The following is a 24,851-nucleotide window of genomic DNA, read 5'->3' on the forward strand; positions in this document are numbered from 1 at the left end:
TCCCCCCGGTCGCCGTGGATCAGCCACGTCCAAGCAGGCGACTCAGCAGGCCGCGTTTACCCGCGGCAGGCGGCGATGCCGGCGGTGCGATGGCAAGTTCGGCGGCGAGCGTGCCTAACGTGCCGTTGGCGATATCCAGCAGGTTGAGCTGCACGCCGGTCAGCTTCTGCACGCGGACCGCCATGTCCACGGCGAGCAGCGAATGCCCGCCCACGTCGAAGAAGTTGTCGCTGGTGCGTACACGCGACATGCCCAGGAGTTCCGTCCACACCGAGGCAAGCAGGCGCTCGCTTTCGCTGTGCGGCTCGGTGCTTTCCGCCGACGACCCGTGCCGCTGCTCGGCCGGAAGCGGCAGCGCGGCCAGGTCCGGTTCGCCGGTGGGCAGCAAGGGCAGGGCATCGAGGACGACGAGGTGTGCGGGCATCGACCAGGCCGGCAGCACCGCGCAGAGCGCCGCACGCAGGCCATCGGGATCGGCCATGGCGCCCGGCGCGGCCACCGCGTAGGCGTCGATGTGAGTAAGTCCAGCGTGGTTCGTGCGCGGTACGGCAAGCGCACGCACGATGCCCGGCTGGGTCAGCAGCAGCGATTCGATCGCGGCCGGTTCCACATCGAGGCCATGGCGGCGCACGCGGCGGTCGGGACGATCCAGCACCTGCAACTGGCCCTCGGCCAGCCAGCGTCCGCGATAGCCCGTGCGCTGCACGCGCTCTTCGACAGGCTGGCGCTCGAGGCTGGCGCGATGGCCGAACGACACGGCGAGCGTCGCTCCCGCGACGGCCACCTGTCCGGTGGCGCCGATCGGGCAGGGTTCGCCGTCCTCGTCGAGGATCCAAACCTGGACGTGGGATACAGGCTTGCCCTCGTGCAGCGCATCGGCCACGCGTTCGACGCGACCGCAGGTAGCGACCGGCGTCGACATCGCATCGCCGAACAGCGTCCATAGCGCGGACGAGGCGTCGGCGATGCGGGCAGCCATGTCCGGACTGGGCGTGCCACCCGTGACGACCGCACGCAGCCGCCCGTTGCCCTGCCAGCCACTCTCGAGAATCGCATGCCACGTTTCCGGCGCGGCAATGAAGGTGTCGATGTCTCCCAGCGTGGCCGCAGCCTGGTGGGCGCCGACCCTGTCGGCGATGGGCGCTTGCGGCACGACCCAGGTCGCGCCGTGCGCCAGCGCCAGCAACGCCTCGATCGTCAGCATCGGGTCGGACGGCAGCGCGTCCCCCGACAGCCGCTCACCCGCGCGAACCCCGAGTGCATCGGCAAGCCCTTCCACGATGCCGGCCAGGGCGCGGTGCGAAAGCGACGCACCGTGTGCCCTGCCATCGCTTCCCGGCGTATGGAACGCGATGGCGGCGGCGTCCGGCTCCACGGCGTCGAACACGACACCCTCCGCATCGGCGGCATCCAGTTCGGCGTGATCCGCATCCAGCCACAACGCGCAGGCGCGCGGCCAGTCGAGCGTGGTCTCGAGCGCCGCGTCACCGATCAGCACGGTTACCCGCGCATCGGCAAGGATCTCGCGCAGGCGCGCCGTGGGATCGGCACGGTCAAGAAGGAGCGCTGTGCCGCCGCTCATCGCGATGGCCAGAAGGCCGGCAAGGCGATCCGGGTCCGCGTCGACGCAGAGGCCGATCACGCTGCCCCGGATGGCGCCACGGTCGCGCAGGAGCGCCGCCATGCGCATCGCACGGCGCACAAGCGAGGCGTAGGTGACGTTGCGCGAGCCGTGCACGATCGCGACGGCATCCGGGGAAGCCGCGGCGGTGGCGGCGACCATCGCATGCAGGTCCGCCGGCAGGCGGAAGATCGCGCTCGTGTCGTTCCAGCCATGCATGCGTTCGAGTTCGGCCGCGGTGGCCGCGGTGAGCGTGCTCACCGCGATCGCGGGATCGGTCGCGACCCGGCGCATCATGCCGAGGTAGCGTTCGCGCATGAGCCGCGCCGTGTCCGCCTGGAGGAGGTCGGCGTTGTAGGTGACGCCGCCGACCATGCCCTTGTGACCCTCGAGGAACCACAGGCCCAGGTCTTCGGTGGCGCCGCTCTGGAACAGCAGGATCTGCTCGTGCGCCAGGCCGCCCCAATCCACCACGCGCTGGCGGGCATCCTGGAACGAGAACAATGCCTGGTAGAGCGTGGCGCCGGCACCATGCCCGACGCGAAGCTCGCGCTGCAGGTATTCCAGCGGCACGTCCGGATGGCCGAACGCCTCGATGGCGGTGCGCTTCACGTGGCGGACGAATTCGAGGAACGACAGCGCCGGGTCCACGCTCACGTGCAGCGGCAGCAGGTTGTTGAAGTAACCCATGACCGATTCGACCTCGGTCTGGTTGCGCCCGCGCACCGGCGTGCCCACCACCAGGTCGCGCTGGCCGGCGGAACTGGAGAGCATGGCGAAGTAAAGCGCCAGGAGGGTCATGTTGAGCGTGGCGTCCGCCTGGCGGGCCACCTCGTGCATCGCGTCGGTGTCCTCACGCGATACATGGATCCACTCGGTGCGGCCGAGGCCCGACATGCCCGGACGGCGCGGATGGTCGGTCGGCAGCGCGCGCACGTCTCCCATCTGGGCCAGGCGGTCGCGCCAGTAATCGAGCTGGCCGCGGAAGGCGTGGGACTCCAGCCAGTGCGCGTGCCATTCGGCGAAATCGCCATAGGTCACCGGCAGCGGTGCCAGCGGCGAGGGCAGGCCGGCGGCGAAGGCGCGATACAGCGCCGACAGTTCGTTGTAGAGGATGTCGAACGACCAGCCGTCCCAGATAATGTGGTGCGGCATGAAGAACAGCGCGTGTTCGTCCTCTGCGAGGCGGAACATGCGCGCGCTGAACAGCGGTGCGGCGCCCAGGTCGAACGGCGTATCGGTCAGTTCCTGCAGGCGCTCCATCAACCGCGCTTCGCGTTCGTCGTGCGGCAGGTGGCTGAGATCCTCGGCGGGGAACAGCGGATAGTCCAGCCGGGGCTCCACGATCTGCGCGATGTCCTGGCCCAGGTCGCGGAACGCCGTGCGCATGATCGGCTGGCGCTGGATCAAGGCCTGGAAGGCCATGTCGAAGGCGTGCTGGTCGAGCTTGCCGCGCAGGCGGTGGGCCGAGGGTGCGTTATAGGTGACGCGGCCCGGGTGCATGCGTTCCAGCGCCCACAGGCGGCGCTGCATGAGCGACAGCGGCGCGTGGTCCTGCTCGGCATCGGCGCGGTGCGCGATGGGGTCGGTGGCGGGGGCTGCACCGCTCGCCACCTGCGAGCCAATGGCCGCGGAAAGCTGCTCGATCGTCGGGGCATCGAAGAGGGTGCGGAAGGAAAGCGTCACGCCGAACTCGCGGTTGAGCCGGGCGGTGAGCTGCGCGGCCAGCAGCGAGTGACCGCCGAGCGCGAAGAAGTCGTCTCGGATGTCGAGGTCGGGCAAGCACAGCACCGCTTCCATCGCGGCGGCCACGCGGCGCTCGTCCTCGTTGCGCGGGGCGACGCGCTCGCCCGGTGCGGAGACGGAATGCGCGACCGGCGGCGGCAGCGCCTTGCGGTCGATCTTGCCGTTGGGCAGGAGGGGAATGGCATCGAGCACGAGGATGTGCTGCGGCACCATGTAATCGGGAAGGCGGGCTCGCAGACGGGTGCGCAGCGTGTCCTCGTTCGGCGACAGGCCTTCGCCGCCGACCACGTAGGCCACCAGGCGAACGTCGCCTGGGCGATCTTCGCGCGCCATGACCACGGCGCGCGTGACTTCAGGTGCGTCGGCGAGCACGCATTCGATCTCGCCGGGTTCGATGCGGTAACCGCGCACCTTCACCTGGAAGTCGAGGCGGCCTAGGTGTTCGAGCAGGCCGTTGCTGAGCCAGCGGCCACGGTCGCCGGTGCGGTACATGTGCGAGTCCGGCGTTTCCGACCAGGGATCGGGCACGAATTTCTCCGCGGTAAGCGCTGGCCGATCGAGGTAGCCGAGGGTGACGCCTGCGCCGCCGATGTGGATCTCGCCGGGCACGCCCAACGGGCAGTGGTTACCGCGCTCATCGAGGATGTGCACCGTGGTGTTCGCGATGGGGCGCCCGATGTAGATGCCTTCGCGCGGGTCCGACACGCGCCAGTAGGTGGAGTACACCGTGGTTTCGGTCGGGCCGTAGCCGTTCCACACTTCGCCGCAGCGGTCGAGCAGCGCCTCGGCCAGGTCGACTGGCAGCGGTTCGCCGCCGGACACGGCGCGGAACGCGGGACGGCCGTGCCACCCCGCGTCCACGAGCAGGCGCCAGCCGGCCGGCGTGGCCTGCATCATCGTGGCGTCGCTGTCCTCGATCAGGCGGCGCAGCTGGCCACCGTCGCGCACGTCGTCACGGCCGGCAACCACGATCTCCGCGCCGCTGGTCAGCGGCAGCATGAGTTCCATGAAGGCGATATCGAACGACAGCGTGGTGACCGCCACCAGGCGGTCGTCCGGCGCGATGCCCGGCACGCGCTGCATGCTGGTGAGGAAGTTCGAAGCCGAGCGGTGCGGCACGCGCACGCCTTTCGGCTGGCCGGTGGAGCCGGAGGTGAAGATCACATACGCCACCGAATCGGGCGTCGCGGCCCGGCGGTTGCGTTCCAGCCGCTCGAACGAGGCGCGTGCAACCTCGTCGCTATTCAGCGCGAGCACGCGCTCGGGATCGAAGTCGAAGGCAAGCGGTGTGTCGTCGTCGACAACCAGGGCCGCAAGAGCGGCATCCTGGGCCATGAAGGCCAGGCGGTCGGCGGGAAAGGACGGGTCCAGCGGCACGTAGCCCGCGCCGGACTTCAACACGCCGAGCACCGCGGCCACCATGTCGATGCCACGGGCCAGCGACAGGCCTACCAGGGCGCCATGGCCGATGCCCCGGTCGCGCAGCGCATTGCCGATGCGGTTCGCGCGCGATTCGAGCGCGGCGTAGGTCAGCGCGCGGTCGGCGTGGCGTACAGCGGCGCGATCCGGTGCCCGATCGGCCTGCTGTTCGAAGAATTCGTGGGCGAGGCGCAGTTCGGGAAACGGCGTCGGCGCGGGCTGCAACGCAGCCAGTTCACGGTATACGGCGTCGGAAACGATCGGCAGCGATACAGCGGCTTTGGCCGGATCGAGCGCAGCCTGGCGCAGCAACATGGCGTATGCATCCAGCCAGCCCTGGATAGTGGCGCCCTCGAACAGGTCCGCGTTGTACTGGCACTCCAGGCGCAAGCCACCGTCCACCTGCACGGCGTTGACGAAAAGTTCAAAGTTTTCGTACTCGCGCGGCACCGCTTCCACATCGAAGCGCAGGCCGGGGAAGGTCACCGTGCTCTCGTCCAACTGCGCGTCGAGGTTGAACAGCACGGTCACCAGCGGCAGGCGCGAGGGATCGCGCGCCAGCGAGAGGCGGGCAAGCAGGCTGCCGAGCGTGTAACGCTGGTGTTCGAAGGCGTCGAGCAGGTCGTTGCGAACGCTGCCGAGTACGTCGGCGAAGCTTGCGGTGTCGTCGATGTGGGCGCGCAGCGGCAGCACGTTCACGCAATGGCCGACCAGCGTGTCCAGCCCTTCGGCCGCCTGTCCCGCGGTGGGAATGCCGATCACCACATCGTCCTGCCCCGCCATGCGGCGGAGCAGGACGGCGAAGGCGGTCAGCAGGGTCGCGTAGAAGCTCGCGCCCTGGGCGGCGCCCAGGCGCTTGATCGCCGCGACTTCCGTCGGGTCCAGCGTGCGGTCTTCGCGCCGTGAGGTGAACGTCCGACGGCGGGGGCGGGAACGGTCCGTGGGGAGGTCGAGTACGGGGGCCGGGCCGGAAAACCGGTCGAGCCAGTACTTTTCATCCTCACGGGCCGCCTCGCTGCCGGCGTGCGCAGCCTCGGCCAACGCGAAGTTCGGAAACGCGCTCGCGGCGGCCGGGCCATTGCCCTTGCCGGTGCGCTGCGCGTAAAGGGCGGCGAGATCGCGCACGATCACGCCGAAGGACCAGCCGTCGCACACGATGTGGTGCGCGGCTATGGTCAGGAGGTGGCGATCGGCCGCGAAGCGGAACAGCTCCGCACGGACCAGCGGTCCGTTCTCGAGGTCGAAGGGTGTGGTGACGATGCGCGAGAACGCGGCCTGGATGCGTGCGTCGCTTTCGAACGGCGCCAGCAGCGAGAGGTCGTGGAAGGCGATCGGCAGCGTCGTGCGCTCGGCGACGAACAGGCCCTCGCCATCGCCGCTGAAGGTGGCACGCAAGGCCTCGTGGCGATCCACGATGCCCTGCAGGGCCCATTCGAGGGCCGGCACGTCGAGCAAGCCCTTGAGGTTCAGCGATACCGCCTCGTTGTACGCCAGCGAGGCTTCCGGCTCCAGCCGGGATGCCAGCCACACCTCGCGCTGCGCGGCCGTCGTCGGCACGAGCCGCGTGAGCGGCGCACCGGCGAACGGATCGTAGTCGACCGCCGTGGCGGCGGCCAGCTCGTTGGGCGTCATGCGGTAACCCTCAGGTACTTGCCCGGCGCATCCGGGTTGGGAACGAACCACGCGGGACGGCCTTCTGGATCCTTGCCGAGGCGGGCGCCCGCGACGGGCGGATGCTCGGCATCGAAGGTTGCCGTCTCGCGCCGGCGCGGCAGGAACTCCGCTTCCTGCATTTCGAGGATGGATTCACGGAACGCGGTGGCGATGGCGGCGAAATCCGCCTCGCTGTGCGCGGTGGTGAAGAAGCAGGGGAAGTTGTCGAGGATGTGGATGCCGCGGCTGCGCATCATCGCGAACAGCAGGTCCTGCAGCGGATGGTCCTCGTTGAACACCGTTTTCCACACGGACGAGAAGTGCACGATATGCAACGGCGCCCCCACGCCGGCGCAGAACGCGTTCAGTTCGTCGGCCATCGCCGTGACCTTCGCGTTGAGGCTGGCCTGCAGGTCCGGGCCCTGTTCCTTCAGGTGGTTGAGCACGGCATGCGCCGCGGCCAGGGCCAGCGGGTGGCGCACGAAGGTGCCGGCGAAATACGTGACCCCCACGGTCGGCGTGGAATCGTCGCCAAAGCGCCAATGGCCGCCATCCAGTGCGTCCATGAAACGCCGCTTGCCGGCGATCACGCCGATCGGGAAGCCACCGCCCACGACCTTGCCATAGGAAGCCATGTCCGCGTCGATGCCAAGCATCGCCTGGGCGCCGCGCGGGTGCGAACGGAAACCGGTGACCACTTCGTCGAAGATCAGCAGCGAGCCCGATTCCTCGGTGATCGCGCGCAGTTCCTGAAGGAACTCGATCGGCTGGAAGTCCGGCCGGCGGCTCTGGACCGGCTCCACCAGCACGGCGGCGATGGACGAGGCGCGCTCGCGGATGATGGCGAGCGACTCGGGCGTGCCGTACTCGAGCACCAGCACGTTCTCCGCCGTGTTGCGCAGGATGCCCGGCGCGGCCGGCACCGACTTCAGCTTCTTCGTGCCGCGTACGATCACTTCGTCGAAAATGCCGTGGTAGGAGCCGGTGAAGATGACCAGGGTGTCGCGTCCCGTGACGGTACGGGCTACGCGCACGCAGCCCATCACGGCTTCGGAGCCGGTGTTGCAGAGCGCCGCGCGATCGAACCCGGTGATGTCGCACACCTGTTTCGCGACGATGCCGGCCAGCGGATGCTGCGGGCCGATTTCGTAACCCGCGTCAAGCTGGGTACGCACGGTGTCGAGCACGAAGTCGGGCTGCCAGCCGAACAGGTTCATGCCGAAGCCGTTCAGGGCATCGACGTACATGTTGCCGTCCAGGTCCCACACCTTCGAGCCCTTGGAGCGTTCGATCACGATCTGATAGACGATTTCCTTGAGCAGCGGACGGAAGCCGTTCACCACGCGCGGGTCGGCCAGGTGCGGACGATGTTCCTCGGTGTAGGCCTTGGAGGCCTTGCTGCGCTCGATATAGCGGCGCATGAAGGCATCCAGGCGCGCGCGCTGGCGAGAGCTCAGGTCGGTGTTCGTGGAGTGGATCCGCGCGATGGCGCCGAAGGCTTTCTTGACGTCGTAGGTGGTGTGCGCAAGCGCAGCTTCTTCGTCCTGGCCCGGAGCGGAATCCGTAGGAGCGCGCCCTGCGCGCGACGCCGTTGGCGTCGGTTCGGAGGCTTGCGCGCCAGGTTCGGGACTGAGGCTAACGGCGTCGCGCGCAGGGCGCGCTCCTACCTGGGGAGCGTCGGCCATGGGAGAAACAAAAGGCGCGGAAGCGGCGGCTCCCGCAAGCAACGCCAACTGTTCCCGCATGATCTGCATCTGCTGCGCGATCACGTCCTGGACCAGTCCGCCACCCGTGGCCAGCGCCACCGGTGCCGCCGCCATGGCCGGCGCGGCGACAGCCGCGGGCACGGGCGCCGCCGGCTGAGCCTCAGCCGGCAACAGGCGATCGATATGCGCCGCGAGCCGTTCGAACGACGAACAGCCGTCCATCAGCTCGCGGAAAGTGATCTTCAGCGCGTAGGTCTTCTGCAACTGCAACGCCACCTGGGTCAGCGACAGTGAGTCGAGTCCCAGTTCGACGAAGTTGGACGCCGGGTCGACACCCTCGAGTTCGGTTCCCGACACATCCTCGAACAAGGCGATGAGTTCGCCGGCAAGGCGCTGGGGACGGTTGTTGGGTGCGGGTGCGGAAGGCATCGGCATGGGGGACTCCGGTACGGCGGTAAAGATGGCGGGCGGCACGAGCGGCGTGGCGGCGGCGATGGGCGTGATCGAGGCAGGCAACCGGGCATCGATCCAGTGCCGCTTGCGCTCGAAGGGATAGGTGGGCAGGCGCACGCGACGGCGCTGCTCGCGATGGTCGAAGGCGTGGGTGGCGATGGAGGCGCCGGCGGCCCACAGCGTGCCGGCGGCGGCGAGCCAGGCGGCGCGTTCGTCGGTGGGACCGTCGCCCAGCGAAGCGACGATAGTGCGGCCGCGGCTCTGCGCATGCTGGCGCGCGAGCAGGGCGAGGCTGGGACGCGGCCCCACTTCGAGGAACGTGTGCGTGACGTCTTCCAGTGCGTGCAGCAGCGCCGGCGAAAAACGCACGGTATGCCGCAGGTGCTTCGTCCAGTAGTCGGGCGAGGTGGCTTCCGCGTCGGTAAGCATCGCGCCGGTGAGCGTTGAGACGATGGGCGTGCGCGGCGCCGAAAGCGACACGGCGCTCACTTCCGCGTGGAAGCTGTCCAGCACCGGGTCCATCATCGCCGAATGGAAGGCGTGCGAGGTGTGCAACAGGCGGCACGCGACGCCTTGGGTTTCCAGTGCGATGCGAAACGCTTCGACGGCATCGGTGGGGCCTGAGACCACGCTGGCGTTTGGCGCATTCTCGGCGGCGAGAGAAAGAACGTCCGGGAGCCTGGCCCGCAACTCGGCGGCCCCCAGACGAACGGAAAGCATCGACCCGGCGGGCAGCGCTTGCATCATGCGGCCGCGACGGGCTACGAGACGCGACGCGTCGGCCAGCGGCATCACGTCCGCCAGCACGGCTGCGACGAATTCGCCCACGCTGTGGCCGATCATCGCCACCGGTTCCACGCCCAGGCTCATCCACAGGCGGGCGAGCGCGTACTCGAGTGCGAAGGTGGCCGGCTGGGTCAACGCGGTAGCCTTCAATGCCTCGGCATCGTCGGCGAACATGCGATCGCGCAGGTCGAAACCGAGTTCGTCGCGCAGCGCGAATGCGACGTCGTCCAGCGCGGCGCGGAACACTGGCTCCGTCGCGTGCAGCTCACGGCCCATGCCCGCGTACTGCGAACCCTGGCCGGGAAAAAGGAGGACGATGCGTGGAGCCGGATCGGCGCAGGAACGGCACATCGCGGCAGCGGCGATGTCGCGAAGTTTTGCCACGGCGTCGCTGACCGACAGCGCCACCAGGTGTGTGCGCTGGGCGAAGGCCTTGCGGCCGCAGGCAAGCGTCCACGCGGTATCGGCGAGATTGCCGTCCGGATGCGCGGCGAGGTGATCGGCCAGCCGTGCCGCGGCGTTGCCGAGCGCGGTGGGCGTGCGCGCGGAGAGCAGCAACAGTTGCGAACCGCTAGAGGCATCGGACGGTACACGCTCCGGTGCTTCCTCCAGGATCACATGCGCATTCGTGCCGCCGACGCCGAACGAGCTGACGCCGGCGCGCAACGGGCCGCCCGGGGTCTGCCACGGCCGCAGCGTGTCGTTGACGACGAAGGGCGACTCGGCGAGACCGAGGCGCGGATTTGCCGACTTGAAGTGCAGTGACGGGGGCAGGCGGCGTTCGCACAACGCGAAGGCGGTCTTGATGACGCTGGCCGCGCCGGCCGCCATCACGAGGTGGCCCACGTTGCTCTTCAGTGAGCCGAGCGCACAGAAGCCCTTGTCCGCGGTGGATTGGCGGAAGGCACGTGTAAGCCCTTCCAGTTCGATCGGATCGCCGAGCGGCGTGGCGGTGCCGTGCGCTTCGACATAGGAGATATCGCGCGGCAATACCGCCGCATCGTCGAGCGCCATGGTGATGACGGCAGCCTGGCCGGCGGCGCTGGGCGCGGTGAAGCTGGCCTTGACGGCGCCATCGTTGTTCACGGCGGCGCCGCGGATCACCGCATATACCGGGTCACCATCGCGCAGCGCATCGGAAAGGCGCTTCAGCAGGACGACGGCGGCGCCGTCGCTGAAGACGGTGCCCTGGGCGTCTACGTCGAACGTGCGCGTATGGCCGTCCGGCGACAGCATGGAGCCTTCCTGCGCGATGTACCCGCTGTTTGGCGGACAGGCGATGGACGAGCCACCGGCCAGTGCCATATCGCAACGGCCGGCGCGCAGCGCGTCGAAGGCCTGTGCGATGGCGACGAGCGACGTGGAGCACGCCGTGTTGAGGCTGATCGCAGGTCCAGTGAGGTTGAGCTTGTGCGCTACGCGCGTGGCGAGGTAATCCTTCTCGTTGCCGAGCATCACCTGGAACGCGCCAAGTTTCTCGATGAGGTCCGGCCGCCCGCTGATGTGCTTCTGGTAATAGGTGGCGTTGTGCATGCCGCCGAACACGCCGACGGGCACCGACTGGCCGTCGGGCACATACCCGGCGCGCTCCATGCACTCCCAGCATAGTTCCAGGAACAGGCGCTGTTGCGGGTCGGTGAGTTCCGCCTCGCGCGGCGACATGCCGAAGAAGCCCGCGTCGAACTGGTCCACGTTGTCGACCACGCCACGCGCGGCCACGTAACCCGGATCGTCGCGTTCGGCCTGGCTCACCGCCGGGTCGAGTTCGTCCGGGGTGAAGAAGCGGATGGATTCGCGGCCCGCGCACAGGTTGTCCCAGAACGTCTCGGCATCCGGCGCGCCCGGGAAGCGGCCGGCCACGGCGACGATCGCCACGGGTTCCCCCGTCGCCGGCGCGCCGCTCGCCAGGCGTCCTGCCAGCGCATGACGGGCGGCGCGCCCCTCGATCGTGGCCGCCACCGCGGCCGGGGTCGGCTCGGCGAAGAACCCGACCAGGGTAGGAGTCGGCGACAATTCCTCGTGGACGCGGGTCATGGCTCGCGCCGCAAGCAGGGAACTGCCGCCGAGATCAAAGAAGTTGTCGTCGCGACCGACCGTGCCGACGCCGAGCACCGTCGCGAAAATCGCGCAGAGTGTCGTCTCGACATGGCCACGCGGCGCGGCGAACGTAGCCGCCAGTTCGGGGCGGCTGCTATCGGGTGCCGGCAACGCACGGCGGTCGAGCTTGCCGTTATCGTTCACCGGCAGGGCATCCATGCGCACCCAGGCGACGGGAAGCATGTACTCGGGCAACGTGCGGGCCAGCGCGTCGCGCAGGCCGCGTGCTGTCACCGCTTCCACCTCGCTGACGTAATAGGCGACGAGGCGCTTGTCTCCGGGGGTGTCTTCGCGCGCGATCACAGCCGCGGCCGTGACGCCGGGCAGGGCTCGCAGGGCGATGTCGATCTCGCCGGTTTCCACGCGATACCCGCGGATCTTCACCTGGCCGTCGACACGGCCGATGAAGGCGAGGTTGCCGTCGGGCAGCCAGTGCACGAGATCGCCGGTGCGATAGCGGGTGCCGCCGGCGACGAAGCGTTCCGCCGTGAGTTCGGGGCGGTTGAGGTAGCCGCGCGCCACGCCGGTACCGCCGATGAAGAGTTCACCCGTCTCGCCGGCCGGCACTTCGTTGCCTTCCGCATCGAGCACATGCAGCGAGGTCTCGCCGATGGGACGGCCGATGGGAATGGCACGCAGATCGTCCGGGAGCTCGCGTGGAATGACATAGGTCGTCGCAAACGTGGTGCATTCGGTGGGGCCGTAACCGTTGATCAGCGTCGTGGCCGGCAGCGCGGCATACGCCTTGCGCACATGCGGCAGCGAAAGTGCCTCGCCTCCCGTCATCACCACGCGCAGTCCCGCGAGGTTGCCGGCGTTGTCGTCAACGATGGCGTTGAACAAGGCGGCCGTGAGCCAGGCGACTTCCGCGCCATGCTTTTCCACTGTGCCCGCGATACCGGAGCCTGTCGGCACGCGCTCGCTGTAAACGACGCACGTGCCACCATTCAGCAGCGGCGCGAAGATCTCGAAAGTGGACGCATCGAAGCCTAACGGCGCTGCATGCAGCACCTTAGGCGCATTGAAATCGATGTAATCGGAGCGAAGCACCAGCCGCAGGATCGACGCATGCCGGATCTCGACGCCTTTCGGCGTGCCGGTAGATCCGGAGGTATACATGGCATAAGCAAGATCGTCGCCGGCCCCCTCGACCCTATAGGAGCGCGCCTCCGCGCGAACGGTTGCTCGCGCGGGGTACTCATCCTCGTCCCCATCGCCGGCAATCCACTGCGAAACCTCATTCTCGAGCTCAGCCACCGTGAACACGGGAACGTCGTCGCCCTCGGCCATGTCCCGCGATTCGTCGGCGACGATGGCTGACACGTCCGCATCATGCAGCGCGAACGCCACGCGGTCGGCGGGCCAGCGCGTATCGATGGGCAGGTAGGCCGCCCCGGCTTTCAGCACGCCGAAGACGGCAACCACCGCTTCCACCGAGCGGTCCATCAGCAGCGCGACGTAACTTCCCGGCTCCACGCCCGCCGCCACCAGTCCGCTCGCGACACGATCGCTGCGGGCATCCAGTTCGGCGTAGCTGAGGCACGCTGCATCCGAGACAACGGCTGCGCGTTCCGCACAGGTCTTCGCCACGGCGGCGAAGCGACCGTGTACGGTAAATGTGTCCTGCCCGGCAGGGAAACGCGCATCGCTCATGGTCTGGCCTCGTACCCGTTGGGAGAGCGCGAAGGCATAGGCCGAACGGTCGAGGCGGCCGTGGAGCGACCTGACCGGGCGCCCTGCGCGCACCGGTGGCCACCCTTCGTGCCCCCGACGACCCTCATCCACCCCGCCGTGCCTTCGGCTTTCATGCGATCCCCCGTCACGCGTGCAGGCCGGATGGCCCTTCGCGTCTGTGGAATCTTTATAGCCCTGGGACTTTGGGGGGCATATACAACTGGCGCGCTAGCCGGGGTGTGCAAATGGCCGATTGCCTAGGCCTGCGCGTAGCGGACGTAAAAAAAAGGGCGCCCCTCGCGGGGCGCCCGTCGCAAGACTGACTCAGCGCCGGAACTTGAACGAGTCGATACGGATGACATCTTTGCAGCGGATCTCCAGGTGCCTGATCCGGCGTCGTCCGTTATCGTTGTAACGCACCTCTAGCTGCCGCTCGTTGTTTCCGCCGGGAACCGTGATGACACCGCTGATGATGTTCAGCCGCGCGTCCTTGAAGGTCACCGTGACCTCCCGGTCGACTGAGGTAATGGCGAAACGCACTACGTTCCAGTCCTCTGTGAAGTTCACGAAGAACACATTGTCGTGGCTAACCCATTGGGGGTTCCCGACGTAGAGAACGCTCCCCCTGAACTCCGCAGTCGGATTGAAGCGATAGAGTTCCACACCCAGTTGCTCGTTGGGATCGATATGCTTGTCGGGATCGAACTGCATATCCATCACGAGCAGGCCGGTTTCGGGGAACCGTATGGTCTGCCGCGGCAGGACGTAACGCACTCTGTCCGCATCGAAATTGTATTCGAGGTCCCACTCGCCGGGGGCCGCTCCCAACAAGGTGAGGTTCCTGACAGGCGCCAGGATGCTGGGTTGGCCGTCCGGCAGTACGCTGTACACAATGGTTCCCGTGCCACCAGCGGCCGGGACGATTCTTTCGATGGGCACCCTGAGAGTCAGGGAAGCGGCCCCGAAATCGGAGCCCAGGCGCGTCTGCGTGTCGGTGTACGTCGCGCCGCCCTTGGTGAAGGTCGAGGTGACGACGATCCTGTTCGAGGGCTGGAGGAAAGCGTAACGGGGGATGTCGACGCGGAGGCCGTCCGGAGCCAATCTACCGACCTCGATCTGGTGGGTGGGAAATTCGGGAGTGTCGGCCGGCTCGAGGACTGCACCGGTTCCTTTGACACTGGCCGTCGTCACCTGTGACCTGAGCAGCGGGGAGCCGGCCCGCGTGACCTCATACCTGGCCCGCAACTCGCCACCCGGAATGGCCTTCACGATGGCGTGCGGTATCTCCACCCTCACTGCGCCGCTCGCGTCGCCGGAAAAGGCCTGCGCATGTTGAGGAAGCGGCATGCCATCGCCGGTGACACGCTCGACGATGAGTCTGATCTGGTCGGTGGTCCGCATGTCGAATGCGACGATAACGGGCACATTCGCCGCCCCAAGGAAATCGAGATCGATGATCCCGTTAAAATGGTCGGGGAAAATTGGCCGAGGCAATAGCGGAACGCCCGCGTCGATGACCTTGGCTTGGGCGTAATAGGAATGATTGTTGACAACATCGGTGATGTAGTAATCGACACGAGCCACACCGCCGTCCGTACCGCTGATGGTCTCCCAGGACACGGTGACCGGAACGGCGCTGCCGATCTGGCTGGTCGTGGTGATTTCGAAGGGACCGAGGCTGGCGCTGCCCCAGCGCACGAACAATCGGTCGCCAAGGCTCATGTTCTCCCATGGCGGTACGTTCATGACCAATGGCTGGTTCTGCGGGATCCCGGCTTCCAGTTCGGGGATAGGGGCAAGCCTGGTGTTGACGTAGGTAGGGTCGCCGAACACCGGAATGCCACCGGGTGGCTGGAAGTCGATGAGATAGCCCAGAAGCCGCACCGACTCGACGGCTTCCAGAGGCCTTACGATGGCGTACCAGATGTCGAGTCGGCGAGCCTGGTTGTCGGGGACGTGGCGCAACATCTGCGCCGCGGGGGCATGGATTTCAATCTCTCCGGTCGGCCCCCCGGGGAGCGGCATTTCCATGACAGGGATCAGGTCGTCGCCGAAGAAAAGAACAAAGACGTCGCCAGGTTGCAGATCCCCGAATGGACCGGCGAAGAACACCGCATGATCAGGGTCTTCCACGATGGTCCGGCGGTTGATGCCATGGTCGAAGGCATCGAAGGCATATCGTGGAGCGGGGTAGACCGCTCTCGTACTCTTCTTGGAACGCAGTAAGTCCAGATTGACCGACATGTCGAGCCTCCTTTGGAGGACCACTCGCCGCAGGGCGAGTGGTCCTTGCTCAGATGGAAAACCTTTCTTCTGCTTCGATCAGGTGGCCGTGCGTGCATCAACATCGAGGAAGAGAGTGTTCACTGCATCGGACACGCCAGAGCCGACATCGTTGGCGATTGCGAAACGCACCCTGATGGAGCCACGACCGATGTTCCCGTCCGCATTGAGCATGCGGATGATCGGATCGTACGGAATGACGATGTCCGCGAATCGTTTTTCTTCATTGGCCGGCGGCGGTTCTTCCGCGAACGGCGGAAGTTCGTTCCCGTTGAGGGCATCCTCGGGGATCGCGGTCACCTTGGTCCCGCCGGCATCGAAGTCGGTGACCAGGTATGGGGGCAGAGCCTCAGTGAACGCGGGTGTGCCGGTTCCGGTACGATTGTCGTAGCCATCGACAGTCACGACGATGCTGTCGCCCGCTGCCATGTTTGCGTAGTGATGGATGCGCACGATGACTCCCGAGAACCTGGTGCCGTCGTTCGTGTTGCCGCGGGCGCGGCGGAGATTCATGGACGGTTGGATGATGCCAGGGCTAACGATCCTCTGCCGGGCATCGCGGAACAACCAATGGTTGAACGGAATAGGATTGCCCCCGCCCGGAAGCCCGGTACTTGCAGCGACGGTGACCAGCCAGATGGGAGAGAGTTCGGTGTTGGTAGCCCCACCGGTATGTGCACGGAAGTTGTCATAACGGACATAGTTGCTGCCATCGACCAGCGCGCCGGCATCGACAGGATAGGCCAGGTCGCTACCGGCAATCGCCGACCTCGGCGGTCCGATCGTGACAGGACCCGTTCCATCCATATTGACTTTGTAGAGGGTGACGCGATCGTTGGTCTCGAACGCCTCGCTGCCGTCCAGGGCGAGATGTGGGATGGTTCCGGTGAGTGGTCCGGTCGAATCCGCAGGAACGATGTCGTTGTCGACAAGGCTGTTCGGTCCCCGGATGCTGCCCGGCAGAAGTTCCGTTTCCCATCCGGACGCTCGCAGATCGACGGCAATCGTCCTCGGTAGCGACGCGGGAATGGTGAAACCATTGCGGAGAAGATCGTAGTCAATGGCGAAGGTAAAACGACCATCGGTGCCCGAACCAAGCGATACGATCAGGTCCGTTGGAATAGGACCGGTGGCCACATCGTCCCCCGGGGCCCCGACGATCGCCGGGACGGTATTAAGCAGGATGTCGCCATTGATTTTTACTCGCAACAGGTCGCCGGCCACCGGTGCGTCGTAATACGGGACGATGTAGCTCGGGGGGGTGCGCGAATCCGCAAGGTCGATGAGGAGCGGCAACGTATCGTCATCATGAAGCGGCACTTCGAGCGCCTGGAGCGCAGAAGGGGAACTCGCGATGAGAAGATTGACCTCGTGTGCCTGACCCGTGTTTTCGTTTCCGGCGACGTCGCGAGCCTTCAGCGCGATACTGACCCGGACATCAATGTCGTTGTCTTCAAAGAACTCCAGTGGTACCTGCACGGGGAGGACATGTGCGGGTTCGGGAATTCTGCCCGTCGCATACTCGTAAACCTCGCCGCCGGGTATCGTCGTGAAGACCAACGAGGTTTCGTCGTCAGGCTCGTGCCCAAAGTAGGCCTGGATCGTTGCCATGAATCCGCCATCCGCTATGATCTGCGCCCGGGTGACGCCATTGTCGATGTATTCGTCGGGAAGCAGAACGTGGGAGAAGTCGGGAACGTTTCCCGGTACTCTCGCATCGAACCGGATGCGATAGACGTTGGATATGTAGGGATTGCTGATGTCGCTACCCTGGCCGACGTAGAGGTCGTACTCCACGTTCTGCCCTGCAGTTATACCTAGCTGCGAGACATCGAAATCCATTTCCAGGTCTGCAGGGAAATCTACGGAATTGACGATGTCACTAAAAGCGATGATATCTGCTGGTTCCTCCGGATCGTCGCCTTTTGTCACGAGGAAGGCATAGGCCTGATCGTCATCCGAGGCATTCGCAATCTTCGGGCAACTGATCGTGATGGTTTGATCGAGCAGTGCGACAGGAAGGACTTTCTTGGCGCCATCCGGCTGATCGTCATTGCCAATGATGTCGAGCGCAACGGCGATTTCCGGATCGATGTCGACGAGTTCGTACGGGTCGGTCCTCGAATTCATCGAATTGACGATGATCGCGAGCTCCTCACGCTCGCGAAGGGCCTCACGCTTTCCTTGCTTGACGTCGGCGGCAGACTGGAAAGTTGATGCTTTGAATTTCATGACTTTTCCTTAAGTCGATGTGACGAATCCCTGTGTGAAAACCTAGCGATACATGACGGTCTTGTTCTTTCGCGTCGCGCGAGGCATCGCTACGCTAAGCGTTCCTGCAATCGATGAATATATGCCGGACGTTGTAGGCGTGGATGCGCGGCGATTCCCGATCGGGTAGGGGAGCTTGAGTCACGGATAGCGCGTATTCGGCCAGTTTCACCGAACATTCATGACGCGGCACTTAGGTAGCCAATGAGGCATCTCATCATTAGGGGCGATTGCGCCCGGGTGGGGCAGGGAGGTTGGCTTCATGTGTGTGGGCATTTTAGGACTACACCCCGTTCCGCAGCTGGCAAGGACGTGAAAGAATCCCGGCCTTCCATTGCGTCTACTTTGCTCGCCGCTCAGGGCGGGTCACCGCGTCCAGAAAACACGGCCGACAGACGTCGCTCGCAATACGTTACCGAGGATATAAAATGAAGCCGACGCCTTGTGGCATGCTGTCGCGTACGCAGACTTACGCGTTAGCGATCTTCTCGATGGCGGCACCGTGGCATGCCGCATATGCAGGTGTCATCAGTGGGCCGGGACAAACGGCGCAGGTGGGACTTGGCTCGCCTGTAGAAGACTGGACGGTCAGTAACCGTGCAGTGCTCAATGTCATCGACGGCGGTGCGACCGGTCGGATTTCAGCCAGCGACGGCGGTTACGTGAGCGTGTTCGGTGGGACGGTTACGGCCAGCACGAATTCGGCCATCCTCGGGCTCGCTGCGATCCGGCTCAGCGGCGCCGGTGCCCAGGGCGCCAGTGCGTTGATCGAGCATTCGCGGGTGACGGACACGACCGGAAGGGCACTCTCCCTTCTATATGGGACCGGGAGCTTTCCGCAAGCCTCGGCTACTGTGAATGCATCGCAGCTGACGGGCGCGACAGACGGCGCCTTCATGACCAGCGGCGGGATGCTACGCATCGATCAGGGGTCGAATGTTACCGGCAGCAGCGGCAGCGGTGCGATCCTGGCGACGGGGCGCATCGAGGTGGCTGGCGGGTCGGTTCTCCATGGCGGAGTACAAGGTATCCGTATCATCGATACCACGCGCATGCCGGGTGAGAACCAGGGGCGTGCCGTGGTCGTCGACGGTGCGCTGGTGTCGGGTGGGAGCGGCGCCGGCATCCTCGTCGATTCACCGCAAGGAGCGGAGGCCACTACCGTGGCGACGATCTTCCTTACGAATGGCGCGTCCGTCACGGGCGGCAATGGCGTCGCGGTGCAGGTCGCCACGAATGCCGAGACGAAGCTGGTCGTCGATTCGAGCGGCATCGTAGGCGACATGGTTTCCGCCGGCGGCCGTTTCGACATAGCGATGCAGGCTGGAGCCAGCGTGACCGGCCGGATGCAGGGAGTGGACTCGCTCGGGCTCGTCCAGGGTTCCACCTGGTTCGTCACCGGGAGCTCCGATGTCGGCTCCATCGGCCTGACCGATTCAACCCTGGCCTTCCAGGCGCGAACCGGCGGTGCGCATTCAAGCATCGCGGTGCGCGGCGACTTCTCCGGCTCCGGTGTCGCGGTCCGTTTCAACACGACGTTGAATGCCGGCGGCGCGCTGGCGGACCAGGCCACCGATCGCCTGCTGATCGAGGGGAACGTGACCACGACCGGACCGACACTGGTCGATGTCATCTCCGCGGATGGCGGCGCAGATACCGACAGCAACGGTAACGGCCTGATCGACGCCGGCGAGGGTATCTCGCTGATCCAGGTGGGTGGCGATTCGCGCGCCGATGCCTTCTTGCTGCGCGGTGGCTATGTCGCGGCGGGGCCTTACCAGTACACGCTGCATGCCTTCCGCCCCGGCGAAACCGATCCGGCGCAGAACCTCCTCCCGTCGGGAAATCTGAACTGGGACTACCGTCTGGGCAGCAAGGTCGTGTGCGACGGCGAATGTCCGCCGTTGGACCCGGAGAATCCGGACCCCGTCGATCCGGATCCCGCCAACCCGGACCCCGTCGATCCAGGCACTCCCGATCCCGGTCGCATCGCCGTGGTTCCCCAGCTGCCGTCCTATCTCTCGGCACCGGCGGCGCTGCTCACCTATGGCGACATGATGAACGACGGGCTGCGCCAGCGCCTTGGTGATATCCGCCAGGGTACGTCGCACGACCCCGTGGGCGGCGAAGTATTCGCGCGCTACCTTGGCGGGCAGCTCCGTTACACGTCCAACCTGTCGTTCCAGCGCTATGGCTACGATTTCGACCAGCAGGTGAACGCGCTTCAGCTTGGCGGCAGCCTGATCGCGCTGGATGGCGACAACGGTACGCTGCGCGTCGGCTGGGCCGCTGACCACGGCACGACGCGCGTCACGCCGAAGGCAGCCGATGGCAACAGTTCGGCGAAATACCGCGCGAATGGCGTGGGCGCCTGGATTACCTGGCAGCATGGCAACGGATTCTGGGTCGATGGCGTGGTCGGTGCGACGCGCTACCGTGGCGACGTAGGCACCGACTTCCGTGGATCCGATGTCGGCCGCATCCACGCCAACGGCTGGACGATGTCGGTGGAAGCGGGCATGCCCTTCGCACTCGGTAACGAGTGGACCATCGAGCCGCGCTTCCAACTGAAGCATCAACAGCTGACCTTCCGTGACTTCGTCGACGGCGACAATCTCACCGTGAAGCTCGGCACGGCAAAACAGACCAGCGCACGTCTGGGCGGCCGTCTTTCACGCACGGCGAATCCGGTCTTCATGCCTTATGTGGGCGTGGATCTCACCCATACGAGCCATGGCGATCCCGGCGTGAATGTCGCCAGCGATGAGTGGGGTATCGCCGATCGTTTCGCCTCCGGGCGCATCGGAAACTCCTATCGCGTCGCCGCGGGCACGGTGAGCCAGCTGGGCCGCCACGTGCAGGTCTACGGCGAAGGCACGTATCAGCACTTCGTCGGCAGTCACGGCGTGCGCGGCTGGGCCGGCAACATGGGCGTGCGCGTTACTTTTTGAGTTTGCCCAGTCCGGGGGCGCAGGATGCGCCCCCAGGGGCAATGGAAAGGCCGACACCTCGGGCCGCGAGCGGATGCGCTCCCTGCGCCTCCCTCCTGGCACGTCCCTGTGCAGATTTCTCCTGCTTCATCCTTGGCGTCCCATGACTCTGTCCGCCGCGACTCGGGGTATCGTCGAGCTAGGCTATCCCTGTGTAATCAAAAGAAAAATAGACCTATGGTTGTAGGTGTCGGCGTCCGATTGCGGACACTCGGAAGCGCGATTCATGCGCATTTTGTCCGCTTCGCGACGTAAAGCGCGGCGTGGCGCGAACTTTAGCAAGTAGCATTTTTGAGACGCTGTCCGGAACCGGACGACAGCTGACTGGCTGAAGTGAATGGGTGCCTGATACGACGGCGCTAACGGATCGCAATGATCCAAAGAGCCGCGCCTTGCACAGGCGCCGCCGTCCAATGCACGCGATAGGTGCCGGCTTCCTTCACTTCGCGCCACGCGACGGCACCCTGCACACCGCTTTCGTCGGGCAGCTTGACGAACGCGTCGATCAATTCAAAGCCGTCGCCGGGCGTGACCGTCATCTGCTTCACGCCGCCGTCGCCCCACCAGAACGCCAGTAGCGTGGCGGGGCCATCGACATGGATCTCGTCACTGGCGACCACGAGCGCGGGTGCGGCATACGACTGCGCCATCGTCTGTACACGGGTGGCGTTGCGGACCTCGACGAACGGGAGCGACAGTTCGCCGGCAGGTTCGCCGCGCTTTAGGATCGATACCGTATGTTCCGGCCCACCCTTGCCGTCGAGCGCGATGTAAGCCTTCACGTCGAAACGGTCGCCGTAGTCCGCATAGGTCATGGCGCGCCCCAGCGCACGCCAGCGGTTGTGGTAAGTGTCGGTGGGCATGTCGGCGTTGTTCGCATAGCCGGCGTTGAACACGATAAAGACGCTGCCCGTGGCTTGCGTATCGACAGCACGGGTCACCGCCGGACTCACCCCGAGGCCTTCCCCCTGGCCGAGGAAGACATGCGCCCCCAGCGACGGCGGCGGGGCGGCGAAGGTCACAGCGGGCAGGACGGAAAACAGGGCCGCGGCCAGTCCGGCGAGGGGTCGAAAGGGCATGACGGTTCTCCAAAAGTGATACTTGTAAGCGTGACAGGCATGAGCCACGCTTGGGGATGCAGGGGATACTCTCGTGGCCGACGAAACCGACTTCATCGATCTGTACGGCAAGCTGAGGCTGGAGCCGGGCTGTTCGCTCGAGGATTTCAAGCGCGCATATCGCCGCAACGTGGCGATGTGGCATCCCGACCGCCGCAGTGGTTCGCGTGCGGACTTGCTCGCCGCGGCCCGGCTACAGCGGTTGACCAGGCAATACGGTGCGGCGATGGACTTCCATCGACGGCACGGGCGTCTACCCGGCGCACCGGTGCCTGCGCGTGTGGAAACGCTGCCGTTGGAAGCAGAGCCGGTCGAGGCGATGGCGGCTACCCCGGTGGCCGCTCCTGCGCATGCCATGCGTCCCAGGCGCTGGTGGCTGGCGGCGCTGGGGGTAGGCGCGGCGATCGTCGCCTGGTCGATGTATCCGGCGGAGCCCGTACCGGAAACTGAAGCGCGAGGCCCTGTCACGGTGGCTGTCAGGGAAGAGGCGACACCCGCATCCGTGCTGATCCTCGGCATGACTCCTGAAGAGGTCGTTGCGATCGAGGGCGAGCCATTGCGTCGCGGCGAGGATCGATGGGAGTACGGTCCGTCCTGGGTACGCTTCGAGCAGGGAGCGGTCGTGGACTGGTACAGCTCGCCGCTGGGTGCGCTCCGCACGGGTTCGACGCGCCCGCGCCCCTGAGGCATCCGCCCGTTCATGGCGCGTGCGGTCACCGTGCCCCGCGGCCGAACAGCACCACCTCCACCGTCTCGATCAGGATCACCATGTCGAGGAAGAGGTTGTGGTTCTTCACGTAGAACAGGTCGTATTTCAGCTTTTCCGCGGCGTCCTCCTCGGAGGCGCCGTATGGATAGCTGAGTTGCGCCCAGCCGGCCAGGCCGGGCTTGATGCTGTGCCGCAGGCTGTAGAAGCGGATCTTGGTCTGCAGGTCGGAAACGAATTGCGGACGCTCCGGCCGTGGGCCGACGATGCTCATGTCGCCGCGGATCACGTTCCATAGCTGCGGCAGTTCGTCGAAACGCAGCTTGCGGCATATGCGGCCCACGCGGGTGACGCGGTCGTCGTTGCTCGAGGCCCAGCGAGCGACACCGTCCATCTCCGCGTCCGTGCGCATGCTGCGGAATTTATAGAGCCAGAAGGTGCGGCCATGTTCGCCCACGCGCTCCTGACGATAGAGGATGGGCTGGCCGCGGCCCGATTCGATGCGGATGGCCAGCGTCACGCCCAGCATGATCGGCCAGCAGAGCAGGGCAATCAGTGCCGAAGCGGTGAGGTCGAAGGCGCGCTTGAGGAACAACGCCAGCGGCGTGGCGTTGAAACCGCCGGAGAAGACCAGCCATGACGGATCGAGCATGGTTAATTGCACGCGTCCCGCCTCGCGCTCCACGAAGGTGGTGAGGTCGGTGATCTGCACGCCGAGCTGCCGGCAGGCGAGCAGGTCGTCCATCGGCAGGCTGCCGCGGCGGTCGTCCACGCCCACGACGATCTCGTCCAGCCTCTCCCGATGCGCCAGTTCGGCAAGCGACCCCGCCGGCTCGATCAGCAGATGCTTGGGAATCGCCACTGTCTCGCTCGGCCCATGCACGTAACCGAGCAGGCTGAAACCGCGCCGGTCGGAGCGGCGGCGCATGCGGTTGTGGATCTGTGCAGCGCGCTCGCCGGCGCCGAGCACGAGCACGCGGCGCTTCAGAGATTCCATCTCTACCAGGCGCATGAACAGCGCACGGAACGCGGCGGTGGCGATAAAGGCGATGACCAGGGCCATGGCGAGGACGCCGCGGCCGACGTACGCCTGTGGAATCACGTAGTAGCCGACGACCAGCGCCAGACCACCGAAAGCGAAGGCGATGGCGTGTCGCGCCAGCTGGCCGCGCCAGCTCATGCGCAAGGTGGCACGGTATTCGCCGAGCGCTGCCATGCTGAGGAAGATCACGATGGCGAACATCGAGGCCCGTGCCGTCAGGGAATTGGTCGAGGCGGCGAGATCCTCCGGCGAGGGAGCGAAGCGGATCCATGTGGCCGCGTTGAGCGAGGCGGCGAGCAACAGCAGTTCGCAGGTACCCAGCAGGGTGAGCCAGCGCACGATCGGCTGTCTGAACAGGCGGATCATCGTTCGTTCCCCTTGATGCACGCGTTGTCCCGCATGCGGATACGCAAAGGCTAGGGAGCGGGGCTGGACCTGTCGATTGCACTTCCGGCCGGCACACGGCTAGTCCGAATGGCCGTCTGTATCGAATCCGATACACGTATTTGGAGGAGCAACGTCAGGGCAGGAGGCAAAGACGGATATCGCGCACCACCGACGGCGCGGCCAGCGCGGCAACCCAATCCTTGCCCGCACGCAGGTTCCGCGTATGACACGGCGGGTAGTGCAGGGCGTTCGCGGGTGGCATCAACGGATGGTTGGAAGGGGCGGGTGTCGTCGACGGGTCGGTCAGCAGGCCCACGCCGAACGCCTTGAGCAAGGCTTCCTTTCGGGTCCACAGCTCGAGCAGCGCGCGCGTCCTTTGCGACGCGTCCAGGTCCGCCAGCCCGGCATGCTCCTCGCGCGTGCAGAACATCGGCATCAGTGATTCGAGATCGATGCGCGCGGGCCATTGTTCGATGTCCACGCCCACCGTGGCCGCGGGGCACACGGTGAGGGCGATCAGGTCGCCGCTATGGCTAAGGCTGGTCGACAAGGCCGTGCCGGCAAGGCGTGGCTGGCCTTCTTCTGTCGTTGTCAGCGGCACTTCACGCGGATCGATGTCGAGACAAGCACCCAGTGCCACGCGCCATGCGGCGTGGGCCAGCGTGTATGTATCGCGGTCGCGGCGGAAGCGGAAGCGTGCCGCGCGATGGCGCTCGCGAAGATCCAGCAGGGTCGCTGCGTCTGCCACGTGCGCGCCCATGCTGCGTGCGTCGAACACCAGCACGCTGGCCTGGTCGGCGCGCGGGGAGACGAAGCCGGCGTTGCGTAACGCCTCCCTCAAGCTGCGTTCGAATATAGGCGCGGTGGAGGTGGCGGGATGATTCATCGTAGGAGCGCGC

At 66.0% G+C, this 24,851-nt stretch carries 9 protein-coding genes; 2 read left to right on the plus strand and 7 right to left on the minus strand.

Features of this window, described 5'->3' with window-relative positions; translation table 11 throughout:
* Positions 1–19 precede the first annotated feature (19 nt).
* The 4 genes from VGM71_RS11710 to VGM71_RS11725 form a co-directional block, all read right to left on the minus strand.
* Positions 20–6,418 (minus strand): amino acid adenylation domain-containing protein, encoded by a 6,399-nt coding sequence (locus VGM71_RS11710; protein ID WP_331545279.1) that lies wholly within the window; start codon positions 6,416–6,418, stop codon positions 20–22.
* A complete protein-coding gene (locus VGM71_RS11715; protein WP_331545281.1) occupies positions 6,415–13,134 on the minus strand; it encodes an amino acid adenylation domain-containing protein in 6,720 nt (2,239 codons plus the stop codon). The genes VGM71_RS11710 and VGM71_RS11715 overlap by 4 nt, the downstream gene beginning before the upstream one ends.
* A 345-nt stretch (positions 13,135–13,479) precedes the next feature.
* A complete protein-coding gene (locus VGM71_RS11720) occupies positions 13,480–15,399 on the minus strand; it encodes a hypothetical protein (protein ID WP_331545283.1) in 1,920 nt (639 codons plus the stop codon).
* A 78-nt stretch (positions 15,400–15,477) separates the two neighbouring features.
* On the minus strand, positions 15,478–17,670 hold the full coding sequence (locus VGM71_RS11725; RefSeq protein WP_331545285.1) for a hypothetical protein: 2,193 nt from the start codon (positions 17,668–17,670) through the stop codon (positions 15,478–15,480).
* A 467-nt stretch (positions 17,671–18,137) separates the two neighbouring features.
* On the opposite strand from VGM71_RS11725, the gene VGM71_RS11730 reads away from it, so the two are divergent.
* Entirely contained in the window at positions 18,138–20,660 is a 2,523-nt protein-coding gene (locus VGM71_RS11730) for an autotransporter outer membrane beta-barrel domain-containing protein (protein WP_331545287.1), read from the plus strand.
* Between the two features lie 398 nt (positions 20,661–21,058).
* Here the strand turns inward: VGM71_RS11730 and VGM71_RS11735 are convergent, their stop codons facing one another.
* A complete protein-coding gene (locus VGM71_RS11735) occupies positions 21,059–21,778 on the minus strand; it encodes a hypothetical protein (RefSeq protein WP_331545289.1) in 720 nt (239 codons plus the stop codon).
* A gap of 73 nt (positions 21,779–21,851) precedes the next feature.
* On the opposite strand from VGM71_RS11735, the gene VGM71_RS11740 reads away from it, so the two are divergent.
* Complete coding sequence (locus VGM71_RS11740) at positions 21,852–22,502, plus strand: J domain-containing protein (protein ID WP_331545291.1); 651 nt, start codon at positions 21,852–21,854, stop codon at positions 22,500–22,502.
* Between the two features lie 28 nt (positions 22,503–22,530).
* Here VGM71_RS11740 and VGM71_RS11745 read toward each other — a convergent pair whose 3' ends face one another.
* Entirely contained in the window at positions 22,531–23,931 is a 1,401-nt protein-coding gene (locus VGM71_RS11745; RefSeq protein WP_331545292.1) for a TIGR03013 family XrtA/PEP-CTERM system glycosyltransferase, read from the minus strand.
* A gap of 154 nt (positions 23,932–24,085) precedes the next feature.
* Positions 24,086–24,838 carry a 4'-phosphopantetheinyl transferase family protein gene (locus VGM71_RS11750; protein WP_331545294.1) on the minus strand — a complete coding sequence of 251 codons (753 nt, stop codon included), beginning with the start codon at positions 24,836–24,838 and terminating at the stop codon, positions 24,086–24,088.
* Positions 24,839–24,851: the final 13 nt, after the last annotated feature.

This window comes from Luteibacter sp., assembly GCF_036499525.1.
GTDB lineage: Bacteria > Pseudomonadota > Gammaproteobacteria > Xanthomonadales > Rhodanobacteraceae > Luteibacter.